Origin of the sequence: Embleya sp. AB8 (genome assembly GCF_049739465.1) — a bacterium.
Taxonomy (GTDB): domain Bacteria; phylum Actinomycetota; class Actinomycetes; order Streptomycetales; family Streptomycetaceae; genus Embleya.
Genome location: NZ_JBMHHY010000043.1, coordinates 1 through 15,564, shown reverse-complemented (window position 1 = coordinate 15,564; position 15,564 = coordinate 1). Strand labels below are relative to the sequence as shown.

Sequence of the window (15,564 nt, the reverse complement as noted above, 5' to 3'; positions counted from 1 at the left end):
TTTTGTTGTGTCGGATCGGCCGTGTCGGGTCGGCCGTTTCCGGCCTGCGACCGGGTTGGGGAGCGGCTGAGGGTCGGGCGCCGTCGTGTCGTGGGCCGGCGTTACAGGCCCTCCGCCGTGTACACCGCCTCGCCTTCCACGTACGTCCCCAGGACCCGCGTCGACGCGATTTCGGCGGGCGGACCCGTATATGGGTCGCGGTCGAGGACTGCCAGGTCGGCGAGTTTGCCCACCTCGATCGTGCCGGTGTCGTGGTCGCGGTGGTTCAGGTGGGCCGTGCCCACCGTGTACGCGGCCAGGGCCGCCGTCAGGTCGATGCGTTGTTCGGGTAGGAAGACCACGTCCGACGGGTCGGCGAAGGGGGGCAGCAGCCGGTTGACCGCCACGTGGATCCCCCACATCGGGTCCGGTGCGCTGACCGGCCAGTCGCTGCCCGCCGCGAGGGTCGCGCCGGAGCGGAGCAGGTCGCCGAACGGGTATTGCCACCCGGCTCGTTCGTGGCCCAGGAACGGGATGGTCAGCTCGTCCATCTGGGCCTCGTGCGCGGCCCACAGCGGTTGCAGGTTGGCCGTCACGCCCAGCGCCGCGAAGCGCGGTACGTCGTCCGGGTGGACCACCTGGAGGTGGGCGATGTGGTGTCGGTGGTCGGCTCGGCCGTTGGCCGCCAGTGCCTGGGCGAAGCCGTCCAGCGCCTCGCGGGCCGCCCGGTCGCCGACCGCGTGTACGTGGACCTGGAAGCCGTGCGCGTCCAGGAGGGTGACGTGCTCGCGCAGCGCGGCCGGGTCGACGAAGCTCAGGCCGCGGTTGCCGGTGTGGCAGCCGCAACCGTCGAGGTAGGGCTCGGTCAGCGCGGCGGTGAAGTTCTCCGCGACGCCGTCCTGCATGATCTTGACGCTGGTCGCGGCGAATCGGCCGATCGAGGAGGTCGCCCGCAGTTCGAGCAGTCGGTCCAACTGCTCGGCGCCCCGGTCCCGTTCCCACCACAGCGCGCCCACGACGCGGGCGGTCAGCCGCCCCGACCGGGCCGCGGTGAGATACGCGTCCAGCGGGTCCAGGCCCGGATGGGCCGAACCGACCATCGCGTCCTGCCACGCCGTCACGCCGACCGAGTGCAGCCGGGCCTGGCCCGCGAGCAACGCGCGCAGGCCGTCCGCGGCGTCCAGGCCCGGTACCAGGTCGCCGACCAGCGCCGCCGCGCCCTCGTGCAGGGTGCCCTGCGGCGTACCGTCCGGCTCGCGCTCGATTCGCCCGTCGGCCGGGTCGGGGGTGTCCCGGCCCACACCCGCGAGTTCGAGGGCGCGCGTGTTGACCCACGCACCGTGGCCGTCCGCGTTGATCAGGAACACCGGGCGGTCCGGCACGATCGTGTCCAGTTGTCGGCGGCTCGGCGTACCGCCCGCGAACGCCTCCATGCTCCACCCGCCGCCGGTGATCCACTCCTCCTCCGGCCGGGCCGCCGCATACGCCCGGATCAGCGCGAAGGTCGCCGCGGCATCGCGCGCGTCGGACAGGTCGCACCGGATCAGCGTCATGCCGGCCAGCGCCGGGTGCACGTGCGCGTCCTGGAAGCCGGGCACCAGGGCCCGCCCGGCCAGGTCGATCACGTCGGTACGCGGGCCGATCAGGTCGCGCACGTCGGCGTCGTGCCCGACCGCGACGATCCGCCCGCCGCGCACGGCCACCGCGGTCACCCTGCGCCGTACGGCATCGATCGTATGCACCGGGCCGCCTCGGAAGACGACCTCGGCGGGGGTGCTCACCTGGTGCATCACCTGCTCACGTCCTTCACATGTTCGGTTGCCGCCAACGCCCTTCGCCCCGCCGCGATCGCCGCCGGGTCCCAGCCCACGCGCGGCACGGAGTCGAGCAGCAGCCGGGTATACGGATGCCGAGGGTCCGTCAACACGTCCCCGGTGGCGCCGGATTCGACGATCCGGCCCGCGCGCAGCACCACCACGTGGTCGGTGATGTGCCGGACGACCGCCAGGTCGTGGCTGACGAACAGGAAGCCGACGCCCGCGTCCCGACGGATGCCCGCCAGGAGTTCGAGGATCTGTGCCTGGATCGACACGTCCAACGCGGCGACCGCCTCGTCCAGGATCAGCACGGCCGGTTCGGCCGCCAGCGCCCGGGCGATCGCCACCCGCTGCCGCTGGCCGCCGGACAGCGCCCTGGGCAGTGCCGTCGCCTCCCGGGTGCCGAGGCCGACCTGGTCCAGCAACTCGCGTACCCGCGCCGCCCGCTGATCCTTCGTCAACTCGGCGAAGTGCAGCCGCAAGACCTCGTCGACGCACGCCCCGACCGCGATCCGCGGGTCCAGGGACAGGTAGGGATCCTGGAAGACCATCTGGATCTCCCGGGCCCGGGCCAGCCGTTCGGCCCGATTGCGGGCCCGGGCCGCCCGCTCGCGCCCGCCGATCCGAATGGTGCCCGCGTCCGGCGCGACCAGCCCGACCAACATCCGCGCCGTCGTGGTCTTCCCGCAGCCAGACTCGCCGACGATGCCCAGCGAGCCTCCGGGGGCGAGTGTGAAGGAAATCCCGTCCACGGCCGCGTGGTCCCCGAACACCTTGCGCAGCCCGCCCACTTCGAGCGTGCCGTCGGCAACCACGACGTCGCCCATGCCATCCGTCACGCCAGAATCCCTTCGTCCGCACGGAAACAGGCCGAATACGCCTCCCCGTGCCGTACCAAAGCCGGCGCCGCCACCTCGCACCCGGCCCGAACATGCGCGCACCGCGCCGCGAACGCACATCCCGAAGGTGCCTCCGCCAACGACACCGGGCGCCCCGGGATCGGCTTCGGCGGCCCGGCGTCCGGGTCCAGGCGCGGCGTACACGCCAACAGCCCGGCGGTATACGGGTGTCGCGGCGCCGCGAACAGCCCCTCGGCGGTCTGCGTCTCGACGATCCGCCCCGCGTACATCACGTAGACCCGGTCGCACACCGCCGCCGCCAACTCCAGGTCGTGGGTGACGAACAACATCCCGGTACCGCGCTCGGCCCGCAGTCGGGTCAGGATCCCGATCACCTCGGCCTGCGTGGTCACGTCCAGGGCCGTGGTCGGCTCGTCGGCCAGCAGCAGCGACGGCTCGCCCGCCAGCGCCGCGGCGATCACCACACGCTGCAGCATGCCGCCGGAGAAGTGATGCGGGTAGCGACGCATCGCCTCCTCGGGGTCGCGGATGCCGACCGCTGCCAACAGCTCCAGAGCCCGCCGCGCGGCCTCCGCCGGTGCGGTGCCGGCCGCCCGCATCCCCTCGGTGAGGAAGTCGCCGACCCGACGCATCGGGTTGACCGAGGCGCGCGGATCCTGGAAGACCATCGCCACCTCCCGCGCCCGCAAGGAGCGCAACTCACCACGATTCAGCTTCAGTACGTCCCGCCCGGCCACCCGTACCGCGCCGCTCACCCGCGCCGTCGCGGGCAACAACCCGAGCACCGAGCGGCACACGACCGACTTGCCCGACCCGGACTCGCCGACCAGGCCGACGCTTTCCCCCTGCTCGACCCGCAGCGATACGCCGTCCAGGATCGGCCGCGCGGCCCGCCCCTCGGGCAGCCGTACCGTCAGCTCGTCGATTTCCAGAAAGGCCATGCCGATTCACCGCTCCCGCTTCGCGACCCGGTCGGCGATACCCTCGCCGACGATGCCGAACGCGACGACCGCGAGCACGATGCACACACCCGGCGCGAACGACGGCAACAACCCGTCCTGGAGCAGCGCCGATTGGCCCCCGTTGATCATCGATCCCCAGTCCGAGTCCGGCGGTTGTACGCCGAAGCCGAGGTAGGACAGCGCGGCCAGGTCCATCAGCGCGTAGCCGAAGTTGATCGCCGACTGGGCCAGCACGGTGGGCGCGATATTGGGGATCAGGTGCCGGACGCAGATGGTCCAGCCGGACCAGCCCTGGACCCGATACGACTCGAGGTAGGCCCGGGCCTTCTCCTGCGCCGCCACCGAGCGCACCAGCCGGCCCACATAGGGCGTGTAGGCCACGCTCATCGCGATCACCGGCGCGGTCAGCCCGGAGCCGAACACCGCGACGAACAGGATCGCGATCAGCAGGCCGGGGAAGGCGAACATCATGTCCATCGACCGGGACAACATCGCGTCGATCCGGCCTCCGCGCCACGCGGCGGCGACACCGAGCGCCAGGCCCAGGACGGTGGACAGCGCGACCACGAGCAGCGGACCGAGCAGGCCGGTACGGGCGCCGTGGATCAGCCGGGACAGGATGTCGCGGCCGTTCTGATCGGTACCGAGCAGATGGTCGGCTCCGGTGCCGGCCAGCGTCGCGGACAGGTCCACGGCGTTGGGGTCGTAGGGCGCGAGCAGTGGCGCGCACACCGCGACCAGCACGAGCAGTGCGAGCACCACGACGGCGCCGACGAACAGCGGCCCCTGGCGCAGCGCGCGCAACGCCCGCAGGCCCGGTCGGCGGGTGACCCCGTCGGTCCGGTCGATCGACAGCGTGCTCACGAGGCACCTCGCCCGGTCGACGAGACCCTCGGGTCGACCAGCGGTTGCAGCAGATCCACGAGCAGATTGATCAGGACGAACGCGGTCACGGTGAGCAGCGTGATGGCCTGTACCACGGGAAAGTCCTTGACGTTCACGGAAGTTACGAGCAGGGAGCCCACCCCGGGTACGGAGAACGCGGTCTCCACGATCGAGGTGGTCACCAACAGGCCGGCCAGCATCGTGCCGCCGACCGTGACGATCGGGCCGAGCGCGTTGCGCAGTACATGGCGGCGCACCACGTTCGACTCGGCCACGCCTCGGGCCCGGGCCACCTCGACGTGTTCGCGCGCCAGTTCGTCGAGCATCGACGAGCGGGTGACCCGGGCGAGCAACCCGGAAAGGGTGAACGCGAGCGCCACCGCGGGCAGCGTCAGGTGCTCGATCCGGCCGCCGAAGCCCTCGCCGCCACCGAAGGTGGGGAACCAGCCGAGCTTGACCGAGAACAGCGAGACCAGCCCGATCGCGGCGACGAACGAGGGCGTCGCGGTGGCGACTCCGGTGCCGATCAGCACGAACCGGTCCACGAACCCGGGGCGCAGCGCGGACAGTACGCCGAGCAGCACGCCGGAGACGACGACAAGGACGGCCGCGTAGCCGATCAGGAACGCCGTGGTGGGCAACCGGGACCAGACCAACTCCCCGACGTCCTGCCGGAATTGCACCGAGCGGCCGAAGTCGCCGGTGCACACGTCGCCGAGCCATTGCGCGTACTGGGACAGGAACGGATCGTCCAGGTGGTACTGGAGGCGTACCGCCGCCTTGGCCTCCGGGGTGGCCGGGTGGCCCTTGAGCAGGAAGGTCACCGGATCCCCGGGGGCGAGGTGGATCGCGCTGAAGACCAGAAACGAGGTCACCAGCAACACCGACGCCAACCCGAGGACACGGCCCAAGAGGTGACGCCCCATCAGCCCGCGGCCCCGACGGTCGCGGCCCACGGCCAGTACAACTGCGCGATGCCGGGCGTGGCGCCGGTGATCCGCTTGTTCATGAACACGTTGTGCGCCGGCTCGAAGAGCGGGATCGCGGTCAGGTCGCGCAGCGCGATCTCTTGCAGCTTGGCGGTCAGGTCGGAGCGGGCGGCGGGGTCGGCGGTGCCGGCCGCCTGCTCGTAGAGCTTGTCGTATTGGGGGTTGGAGTAGTTGCCGTAGTTGGCGAACGCCCCGGTGACCATGGACTCGTAGAACTCCAGCGGGTCGGGGGTGTTGGTGTAGCCGTTGGTGACCACCAGGTCGATGCCCTTGCGCGCCTCGGGATCGGTGAACAGCGCGGTGTAGGCGTCGGGGGTGACCGTCTTGAGCTCGATGTCCAGGCCGATCGACTTGCCGGCGGCCTGGATCGCGGTGGCCGAGACGGAGATCTCCGGCGCGAGTGAGCTGGTGGCCAGCACGATCTTCTTGCCCGCGCCACCGGCCTCGGCGACCAGCTTCTTGGCCGCGGTGAGGTCCTGCTTGATCGGCGGGAGGGTGGCGAAGTAGCCCGGCGCCTGGTCCGGGGTCAGGCCCCACGCGGTGATCGGGGTGAGCCCCTTGGGCTCGTTGGCGGCCCCGCCGGCGGCGGCCTTGATCAGGCCGGGTCGGTCGATCGCCATGGACAGCGCCTGACGCAGCTTCAGGTCGCCCATCACGCCCTGCATATTGGTGATGCCGAGCAGGTAGCCACCGGTGCCGGGGCCGAAGTACAGCTTGCCCTCGGGGGTGTTGCGCAGTCGGGCGAACGCGCTGGAGGGCACCAGGTAGCCGCCGTCCACCGAGCCGGAGACCAGCGCGTTCACCCGCGCGGCCGGGTCCTGGATGAAGACGAACTTGAACTGGTCTGCCTTGGCGAGCAGTTGAGGATCCCAGTAGTTCGGGTTCTTCTTCAGCACGATCGAGTCGCCGGGGGTCCACTTGTCCAGCGCGTAGGGGCCGGTGCAGTTCACCCCGCCCTGCGGATTGCCGTAGTTCTTCCCGGCCTTCGCGATCGAGGCGGCGCTCTCCACGGTGCCGGGCGAGGCGGCGAGCAGCGAATTGAGCAACGCGTCCGGCTTGTTCAGCTTGATGGTCACCTGGAGCGGGCCGCTTGCCTCGACCGAGGCGACGTTGCGAAACGCGCTGCCCCACGCGGAGGCGAGTTCGGGGTCGAGATGCCGCTTGAGGCTGGCCACCGCGTCGGCCGAGGTCATCGGCGTACCGTCGTGGAACTTCACGCCCTCGCGCAGGTTGTAGACCCAGGTGAGCGGATCGGGGTTGGTGTAGGAGGCGGCCAGGCCCGGCTCGACCTTCAGGTCCGGCGTGGTGCGCAGGAACTGCTCGCAGACGTTGGCGAGCACCGTGTTGATCGGGAAGTCCCAGGCGTAGAGGTAGTCGAGCGTCTGCGGCTCGGCGTAGAGCGACCAGGACACCGAGGGGATGGCGCCCTTGGCCGCGGGGGTGTTCGCGGTGACCTGGAACCCGCCGCCGGGCTTCCCGGTGCCGGAGGAGTCGGCCGAGCCGGCCGAGCCACCGGAACAGCCGGCCAGGGCTGCGGCGACGACGACGGCGCCGGCGATCGCCGCGACGGATCGGAGCGTGCGCAAGAGAACCCACCTCTTCCAGGGGGTAGCGGGGACGCTGGGGTGGTGTGGAGTGCTGGGTGCTGTGAAGTGCTGGGGTGGTGTGGAGTGCCGGAGCTTTCCGGCATTTCTCCGGAGTTTCTGGAGTATTAATGCGGGAACGTTCCCGCACAAGAGTTTGCGGGAACGGTTTTCTGAAGGTCACCGGCTGGTTACTCGGACGGTGGCCGGGGCACCGGCCCGGGCGCCGCCCCGGTCGGTGAGGGGGGCGTGACGCACGTCCGCGCAGCCGGCAGCATGTCGCGGCATGAGCACTTCACCGCGCGGCGGCGGCCGGCGCCCGGCGCCCGTGCCTCGGGTCCGGCTCGTCGACGTGGCCCGCGAGGCGGGGCTGTCCAAGACCACCGTCTCGGCTGCGCTGAACGGCACCGGGCGGCTGTCCGACGCGGTCCGCCTGCATGCCCAGGAGACCGCACGCCGACTCGGCTACCGGCCGAACGCGACCGCGCGACTGCTCCGAGCCGGGCACGCGCGACTGATCGGGTACGCGGTGCGCGAGTACGTGGACACGCCGTGGTCGTACATGGAGTCGCCCTACTTCGCCCAACTCACCAGCGCCACCGCGCAGGCCGCGCTCGCGCACGGATACGCGCTGGTCCTGCTGCCCACCCACTCGGCCCGGGACGAATGGGCCGACCTGCCGCTGGACGCGGCCGTGGTGGCCGATCCACTCGCCGGCGATCCGCTGGTCGAGGATTTCCTGGCGGCCCACATCCCGATCGTCTCGGACCGTCGGCTCGCCGGTCGGGCGGGCGGGCACTGGGTGGACATCGACCACGAGGCAGCGGTGCGCGGCGTACTCGACCACTTGGCGGCGGGCGGCGCGCGCCGGATCGGCGTGGTGGCCGCGCACTCCACGTCGCTGTTCTACGAACAGGGCCTGACGACGTATCACGCGTGGTGCGGGGAAAGGGGATTCGCTCCCCTGGTGGGCCTGACCCCGCGCCCCGGCAATCAGCCGACGCGGGCGGTGATCGACCACATGCTGGCCGCACCGGACCGCCCCGACGCGCTCTTCGTCCTCACCGAGGCCAGCCCGCCGCTGATCCTGGAAACCGTCCGCTCACACGGCCTGCGCACCCCCGACGACCTGCTGATCGTCTGCGTGAGCGACGACCCCACGGCCGCCCAGACCGACCCCCCGATCACCACCCTGAGCCTGCGCCCGACCGAAATAGCCACCGTGGGCGTCGAGTTGCTGATCAAGGCACTGGAGTCGGGCGATCCCACCTCGACCGGCCGCCTCGTCCCGACCCGACTGGAGATCCGGGGGACGTCCCGACGGGATGGATAGGGCGAACCGACAGCGGCGGCGGGCTGGTTCGTCTCGCCCGATTCAGTGGAGCAGTGCGGCGAGATCGATCTCGATCGGGAAGGGAACCGCTACCTCGAGCCGAGTCCGGTGGATCCCGGTCGGGACGTAGGTACGCGTGCTCGGTTCGAGTTCGAAGACGTACACGACGGGAAACTTCGCCTCCTCCTCGACCCGCCAGAAGTGCGGAATCCCCGCCTCGGCGTAACGGGCAGGCTCAAGCTTGCGGCGTTCCGATCGTGCCGGAACCATCTCCACCACCAGTCGCACCTCGGACGCGTCGAACCACGTCCGGCCGAAGTCGTCGGTGGCGCGGTAGGCGACGAGGTCGGGCTCCAGGCACGTGAGTTCGTCGAGGCGGACGGACATCCGTGCGTCGACCGCGACACCGGCCGGGGCTCGGGCGGCCAGGGCCGTCGTGAGGTTGCGTCGGACCCGCGAGTCGAATCTTGTCTGTGGAGCCGACCGGAAGTTCAGGGCTCCATCGACGAGTTCCACATGCTCCGGGGCGTCCGCCGGCAGGTCATCCAGGTCGGCCGCAGTCCAGTGGGTACCGTTCGGCGGGGACGTCCACCAGGGTGGTGCGGGCATGGGTTCTCGCCTCCCGGATCGATCACCACCGTAGTGCGCCCCTGGCCCAGGGCCGCGGCGATCTCGGCAACCCACCCTCGGATCGCCGGCATGGCGCTTCGCCGTACTTGTCCTCGGGCCTCGGACCCGTCAACTCCCGGGCGCCTTTCGGCCCGGCCGGGCCGGTCGTCGCGGATGGCGACGCGGACGCCCTGATCGCCTCCCCGCAGCCGCACCGGCTCGGTACAACGCCGCGGAGGCCGACCACCCACCCAAGGCATCGCCGCCGAGGGCATCCGCACGGCGGCCGGCCCACCGCCGTCGGCGTCGCCGCGTCGCGTCGCGTCACCGCCGGTGGCGACCGCCGTACCGGCACCGGCCGCTCGCGCTGCCGATCCCGGAGGCACCCGATGGCGACCCGCCGAGTGCTCCCCCACGACCCGGCCCCAAGCCGACCCCGCGTCGGTTATGGCCCGGTGGTTCGGGGTTGTCCACAGGCTGGATCGGGTGGGCGCCTGCTGTTGTCCACAGAGCGGGCTCGGGTGTCGTCGGAAGCTCTTAGACTGCTCGGATGACAGCGCTCGACGACGGTCCCCAGATCAGCGAAGCGCTGCGCGTTCTGCATCGCGTCTTCGGTTACGACTCGTTTCGCGGAAGCCAGCAGGAGATCATCGACCATGTGATCGAGGGCGGCGACGCCCTCGTGCTGATGCCCACCGGCGGTGGCAAGTCGCTCTGCTACCAGATCCCCGCGCTGGTGCGAAAAGGCGTCGGGGTGGTGATCTCACCGCTGATCGCGCTCATGCAGGACCAGGTCGACGCGCTGACCGCACTCGGTGTCCGGGCCGGATTCCTCAACTCGACGCAGTACCCGGACGAGCGGCGGATGGTCGAGGCGCAGTTCCTGGCCGGCGAGCTGGACCTGCTCTACCTCGCCCCCGAGCGGCTCAAGGTCGACGCCACCCTGCGGCTCCTGGACCGGGGCGTCGTCTCGCTGTTCGCGATCGACGAGGCACACTGCGTCGCGCAGTGGGGCCACGACTTCCGGCCCGACTACCTCACCCTCTCCCAGCTGCACGAGCGCTGGCCGGACGTACCGCGCGTGGCGCTCACCGCCACCGCGACCGAGGCCACCCACGCGGAGATCGCGTCGCGGCTCAACCTGCAATCGGCCCGGCACTTCGTGGCCAGCTTCGACCGGCCCAACATCCAGTACCGGATCGTGCAGAAGGACAAGCCGCAAAAGCAGCTGCTCGACCTGCTCCGGGCCGAGCACCCCGGCGACGCGGGCATCGTCTACTGCCTGTCCCGGGCCTCGGTGGAGAAGACCGCCGCCTTCCTGGTCGACAACGGCATCGACGCGCTGCCCTACCACGCGGGCCTGGACTCGCGCGTGCGCGCCGCCAACCAGTCCCGCTTCCTGCGCGAGGACGGCATGGTGATGGTGGCCACCATCGCGTTCGGGATGGGCATCGACAAGCCCGACGTGCGCTTCGTGGCCCACCTGGACCTGCCCAAGTCGGTCGAGGGCTACTACCAGGAGACCGGCCGCGCGGGCCGCGACGGGTTGCCGTCCACCGCGTGGCTGGCGTACGGCCTTCAGGACGTCGTACAGCAGCGCAAGATGATCGACGGCTCCGAGGGCGACCTGGCCCACCGCCGCCGACTCGGTCAGCACCTGGACGCGATGTTGGCGCTGTGCGAGACGGTCGAGTGCCGCCGGGTGCGGCTGTTGGCCTACTTCGGCCAGCAGAGCACCGCGTGCGGCAACTGCGACACATGCCTGTCGCCGCCCGCCTCCTGGGACGGCACGATCGCGGCGCAGAAGGTGCTGTCGACCGTATGGCGACTGCACCACGACCGACGCGGGCAGAAGTTCGGTGCGGGCCAGATCGTCGACATCCTGCTCGGCGCCAAGACGGCCAAGGTCATCCAGTTCGACCACGACACACTTCCCGTATTCGGCATCGGCACCGAGCTGGGCCGAACCGAATGGATGTCCGTGGTACGGCAGTTGCTCGCGATGGGGCTGGTCGCGGTGGAGCCCGCGTACAGCGCGCTCGTGCTCACCGAACAGAGCGGCGAGGTGCTCGGCCGCCGGCGCGAGGTGATGTTGCGCCGCGAACCGGAGCGGCCCGCGCGAGCGGCCAAGGCAGCGAAGGCGGCCAAGACCGGCAAGGGCAAGGCCGCACCGGTGGAGATGCCCGCAGAAGCCGCGCCGATCTTCGAGGAACTGCGCGCCTGGCGGGCGGCGACGGCGAAGGAGCAGGGCGTCCCGGCCTACGTGATCTTCCACGACGCCACATTGCGCGAGATCGCCACGACCCGCCCGACCACGCTCGCCGAACTCGGCACGATCAGCGGCATCGGCGAGAACAAGCTGGCGAAGTATGGTCAGCCGATCCTGGACACGCTGGGCGGCTCGGGGGCGGGGGCGAGCTCAGGGGCGGACGCGGGCGCGGGCCCGGCGCCTGTGCCGGTACAGGCACGGGCACAGGCACATGCACAGGCACCAGCCACTGCCAAGGCCCCCGCGCCGGCCGCCGAACTCACCCGCGAGCCGGTGGCCGAACTGATCCGCGAGCCGCTGCCGGACTACCAACCCGACGACCGGTACGACTACGAGCCCGACTTCGAACCGGAGCCGGAATACCACCCGGAATTCGATCCGGACCCGGACTACCGGAACTAACCCGGACTACCGGAACCAGCCGACCTCGCACCGGGCCCCGGCAACGTCACGCCTCACGCCTCACGCCTCACGCAACAAAAAGCGCTCGCACAACAAAAAGCGGCCGGGCCCGGGAAAATCCCGGACCCGGCCGTTGTCGCCGTCGCCGTCGCTATGTCGCTACCGCCATCGCCGCCGCTCCGCGACCGACGACGAAGCCCGATCAGCCCTTGTTGCCCGCCGTACCGCCACCCTGCTCCGCGTCGAGCTGGTCCAGCTCGGCCAGGAAGCGGGCGATCACGTCGCTGTCGGCCACCAGCGTGCCGACCGGCTCGCCGAGTACCTTGCCCGCGAGGTCCGTGGCGATCAGGCCCAACTCGGCGTGCAGCGAAGCGCTCGCGAGCGCGACGTCCGCGTCCAGCCGCTCGTGGCCCGTGGTGACCAGTTCCTCGCGAATCCGCTGACCCTCGGCCCGCGCCTCCGCCATCAGCCGGGCGCCCTCCTCGGCCGCCTTCTGCCGAACCGCCGCGGTCTCGCGCCGGGTCTCGGCCATCTGCGCCCGCAGTTCGGCCAGCGCGGCCTCACTCTCGGCTTGGATGTCCGTCGCCCGGTCGAAGCCGCCTTCGAGCGCGTCGTGTCGTTCGGCGAGCGTGCGCCCGATGCGCGGCAGCAGGATCTTCGCGAACACCGCGAAGACCAGCCCGAAGACGATGAATCCGAAGATCAGTTCGGCAAGATCCGGCTTGAGAGGTCCCATGGCTCGAAATCCTCGAACACGGCCGACCACAAATCAAGTTACGAGCCGCACAGCCCGCCACCCAACGCAACCATCCGACTCCACAACGCACCCATCGGCCTGCCGGCCGCGCCGCCCGAACGGCCGGTCGTGTCCCCGATCATCGGCAACACGGCCGGCCGCCGGGCGCCGGGCGCCGTCGGGCCTCTCCCTCCCAGGTCCGCGGGCGCCGGCGCCGCACACCCGGGCGGCACCGCTCCGAACCGGGCCCACCGGGTGCGTCACCACCCACCACGTCACCGGGCCGGGCGCGCCCCGCCGTCGAAGGTGAAGCCCCTGTCCAGCCCCCCGCGCCGGACAGTCGTCCCTCTCCCTCGCGGCGCGGTCGCCGGCTGTCCGGTGTCCGTGGCGGGTGGCCGTTGATAGCCGGGTACGTACACCCACGCGGTCTCGTCGACCTCCTTGGCCCGCACGTGTACCTCCCCATATGCCGAACTCTCCAGACCGCCACGCTCCGGGGCCACCACCGCCTCGTGCCAGGCCCCGGAGACGATCAGCGCCAGGCAGGCCCGATCGGCGGCGGCCAGCACATCGCGCAGCGGGTCGGCGTTGACCAGTCGACAGGCGGTGTTGATCGCACTGCCCGACCAGCCCCGGGTGTCCCGGACCACATCGCCCGCGTGCAGCGACACCCGCAGCCGGATCCGCGCCTCGTCGCTGGCGTGCCGATCGTGGTTGCGCAATCCGGCATGCAGGCGGTCGATGAACAGGTCGGTCAGGTCCTCCTTGGGCACGTTCGCCGGGATCAGCAGGATCGCCCCGTCACCGCGATCCTCGACCGCGCAGGCGTCCCACGCGATGCCCGCGGCCTCGAGCGCGGAGTGCAGCAGTTCGTACAGCCGACCCCGTACCCACTCCTGGGTGACGTCCGAGCGTCGACCGAATCGCTCGACGTCGAGCACCAGGATCGACATGTATCGCGACTTGGCTGCCACCGAATCCCCCTACCGCGCCGGGCGCTCGCGCGCCGCCTACCCCTCGCCCCTCAAGGAGTACTCCGGCATCGGTCGGGTTGTACGCGTCAGATGACACACAACGCGTTATCGGCCCTATCTCGTATCCACCCGGCTGTACGGCCACCCGGCTATCCGTCGGCCCATTCGCGCAACGCGGGCGGGTCGGGGACGACGATGCTGCCGCGCCGGGTCCGCACCAGTTCCGACTCGTGCAGTACCCGCAGCGCACGGACCACGGATTCACGCGAGATGCCGATCGCATCGGCCAGCTCCTGCTGCGTGGTCCGGATCACGCAGGGCCCCTCGGGACAACCGAGGGTACGGTCGGCCAGCGCCCGAGCCACCCGACGCCCGGTGGCCAGCGCGCCGTACTCGACCCGCCAGCGGTCCGATTCCCGAATCCGCAGCACGGTACGGATCAACACGGCGTACACCAGGGGGGCGTTCGTGTTGAGCAACTCGCGAAACCGGCTCAGCGGCACCAGTACGGCCACCACCGGACCGAGCGCAACCACGGTCGCGGACCGGCCGCGCCCGTCGATACAGGCGAGTTCGCCGACCAATTCCCCCGGCCCACGCACCGCGATGGTCACCGCCGAGCCGTCCGAGGTGGCCCGCTCGATCTTGACCTGCCCGTGCTCGATCAGCACCACGTGGCGCGGATGGTCGCCCTCCATGAACAGCGCGTCCCCACGGTCGTAGCCGAGGCGCCGCCCCGACTCCCGCAGCACGTCCCGGAGTTCCTTGGGCAACGCCCGATCGTCCTCCGCCACACCCGCTCCTCCATCGCCCGTGCCGCCAGAGCTTAACCACGCCCGTTCCGCCTGGGCAGGCGTACGCCTATTCCACGCCGCGGGGCCGGGGGCGGGGCACGCAACGAACGAGCAATGCGGGGCAGCGGAACCGAACCCAGGCTCGGCGGCCTACGTCTCGTCGCTGGCCTTCTGCTGCGTGGCGGTTGCTGCCCTGGTCGGCTTGGCTGGTTCGCGATCGGGGGCGGTTGGCGGGTTGGCGTGGTGGTGTTGGGCTGGTGCCGTGGTGGCCCTGGGTCCGTTCGGCGGGGCCGGGTCGCGGTAGGTGGCCACCGTCTCGTCGTTGCACGTCCCCTCCGGGGCCGGGGTCTTTGCTTGGTGCTTCGCATCCGTTGTTGCCCGTCCACTACGTGGCCGTTGCTGCCCTGGACGGCTTTGCTGGGTCGTGGTCGGGGGCGGTTGGCCGCTTGGCGTCGTGCGGTTGGGCTGGTGGCGTGGTGGCCCTGGGTCGGTTCGGCGGGGCCGGGTCGTGGCGGCTGCCCGCGTCTCGTCGTTGCACGTCCCCTCCGGGGCCGGGGTCTTTGCTTGGTGCTCCGCATCCGTTGTTGCCCGTCCACTACGTGGCCGTCACTGCCCTGGACGGCTTCCCTGGGTCGTGGTCGGGGGCGGTTGGCCGCTCGGCGTCGTGGTGTTGGGCTGCTGGCGTGGTGGCCCTGGGTCCGTTCGGCGGGGCCGATTCGTGGCGGCTGCCGCCGCCTCGTCGTCGCACGTCCCCTCCGGGGCCGGGGTCTTGCTTGGTGCTTCGCATCCGTTGTTGCCCGTCCACTACGTGGCCGTTACCACCCTGGTCGGCATCCCCCGACTCGCGGTCGGGAGCCGTTGTCCCGGCGGCGGCCCCCGGCGGTCGGTGGCCATGGCGCGTCTCGCAGCCCCTCACGGCACCCGCCCTCTCCTCGGGACCGAAACCGGATCCCGACGAGACTCCCCAGGCTCGAGACGAAGCGCGACCTGCGGTTTTACCCGGCACCCGGGTCCGCGCAGGCCGGCGAGTGCGGGTTTCGTGCTCCCCGAGCCGAAACCGAGGCACGACAAGGCAGAAAAGGCCGCACACCCCGCCGGAAACCCAAGCACCGGACACACACCCGACCCAAGACCCCGGGCCTGCGGTCGACATGCACACCGCAACACCCGCCACCCAACCCCAGCGACCCCGGAACGCCTGCGCAGCGGCCGAACCCCCCGACGCCCCACGCACAACCGCCCCCGACCACGAGCCAGGGAAGCCGTCCAGGGCAGTGACGGCCACGTAGTGGACGGGCAACAACGGATGCGAAGCACCAAGCAAGACCCCGGCCCCGGAGGGGACGTGCGACGACGAGGCGGCGGCAGCCGC

12 protein-coding genes are annotated in these 15,564 nt (G+C 71.1%); 2 read left to right on the top strand and 10 right to left on the bottom strand.

Features of this window, described 5'->3' with window-relative positions; all coding sequences use genetic code 11:
* Nucleotides 1-101: 101 nt before the first annotated feature.
* From ABIA38_RS41610 to ABIA38_RS41585, 6 genes are read right to left on the bottom strand one after another with little or no spacing between them, the layout of a single operon-like run.
* Complete coding sequence (locus tag ABIA38_RS41610; RefSeq protein WP_424644253.1) at nt 102-1,769, bottom strand: amidohydrolase; 1,668 nt, start codon at nt 1,767-1,769, stop codon at nt 102-104.
* Nucleotides 1,769-2,623 (bottom strand): ABC transporter ATP-binding protein, encoded by an 855-nt coding sequence (locus tag ABIA38_RS41605; RefSeq protein WP_424644252.1) that lies wholly within the window; start codon nt 2,621-2,623, stop codon nt 1,769-1,771. Before ABIA38_RS41605 ends, ABIA38_RS41610 begins: the two co-directional genes overlap by 1 nt.
* Before the next feature lie 8 nt (nt 2,624-2,631).
* Nucleotides 2,632-3,597 (bottom strand): ABC transporter ATP-binding protein, encoded by a 966-nt coding sequence (locus ABIA38_RS41600; protein ID WP_424644207.1) that lies wholly within the window; start codon nt 3,595-3,597, stop codon nt 2,632-2,634.
* 6 nt (nt 3,598-3,603) lie between these two features.
* The gene (locus ABIA38_RS41595; RefSeq protein WP_424644206.1) at nt 3,604-4,482 is read right to left on the bottom strand and encodes an ABC transporter permease; all 879 of its coding nucleotides are present in this window, start codon (nt 4,480-4,482) and stop codon (nt 3,604-3,606) included.
* A complete protein-coding gene (locus ABIA38_RS41590; RefSeq protein ID WP_424644205.1) occupies nt 4,479-5,429 on the bottom strand; it encodes an ABC transporter permease in 951 nt (316 codons plus the stop codon). The genes ABIA38_RS41595 and ABIA38_RS41590 overlap by 4 nt, the downstream gene beginning before the upstream one ends.
* Nucleotides 5,429-7,078, bottom strand: coding sequence for an ABC transporter substrate-binding protein (locus ABIA38_RS41585; protein ID WP_424644204.1), 1,650 nt, complete (start codon nt 7,076-7,078; stop codon nt 5,429-5,431). The genes ABIA38_RS41590 and ABIA38_RS41585 overlap by 1 nt, the downstream gene beginning before the upstream one ends.
* 283 nt (nt 7,079-7,361) lie before the next feature.
* Between ABIA38_RS41585 and ABIA38_RS41580 the strand changes: the two genes are divergently transcribed.
* Nucleotides 7,362-8,408 carry a LacI family DNA-binding transcriptional regulator gene (locus ABIA38_RS41580; protein WP_424644203.1) on the top strand — a complete coding sequence of 349 codons (1,047 nt, stop codon included), beginning with the start codon at nt 7,362-7,364 and terminating at the stop codon, nt 8,406-8,408.
* A gap of 42 nt (nt 8,409-8,450) precedes the next feature.
* Here the strand turns inward: ABIA38_RS41580 and ABIA38_RS41575 are convergent, their stop codons facing one another.
* A complete protein-coding gene (locus tag ABIA38_RS41575) occupies nt 8,451-9,017 on the bottom strand; it encodes a Uma2 family endonuclease (RefSeq protein WP_424644202.1) in 567 nt (188 codons plus the stop codon).
* Nucleotides 9,018-9,567: 550 nt separating this feature from the next.
* Between ABIA38_RS41575 and recQ the strand changes: the two genes are divergently transcribed.
* Nucleotides 9,568-11,688, top strand: a complete 2,121-nt coding sequence (recQ, locus tag ABIA38_RS41570) for a DNA helicase RecQ (RefSeq protein WP_424644201.1) — start codon at nt 9,568-9,570, stop codon at nt 11,686-11,688.
* 202 nt (nt 11,689-11,890) lie between these two features.
* On the opposite strand, the gene ABIA38_RS41565 is transcribed toward recQ, so the two are convergent.
* The 3 genes from ABIA38_RS41565 to ABIA38_RS41555 form a co-directional block, all read right to left on the bottom strand.
* Nucleotides 11,891-12,424, bottom strand: a complete 534-nt coding sequence (locus ABIA38_RS41565; RefSeq protein ID WP_424644200.1) for a hypothetical protein — start codon at nt 12,422-12,424, stop codon at nt 11,891-11,893.
* A gap of 275 nt (nt 12,425-12,699) precedes the next feature.
* The gene (locus ABIA38_RS41560; RefSeq protein WP_424644199.1) at nt 12,700-13,398 is read right to left on the bottom strand and encodes a hypothetical protein; all 699 of its coding nucleotides are present in this window, start codon (nt 13,396-13,398) and stop codon (nt 12,700-12,702) included.
* A gap of 149 nt (nt 13,399-13,547) precedes the next feature.
* Nucleotides 13,548-14,192, bottom strand: coding sequence for a Crp/Fnr family transcriptional regulator (locus ABIA38_RS41555; protein ID WP_424644198.1), 645 nt, complete (start codon nt 14,190-14,192; stop codon nt 13,548-13,550).
* Nucleotides 14,193-15,564: the final 1,372 nt, after the last annotated feature.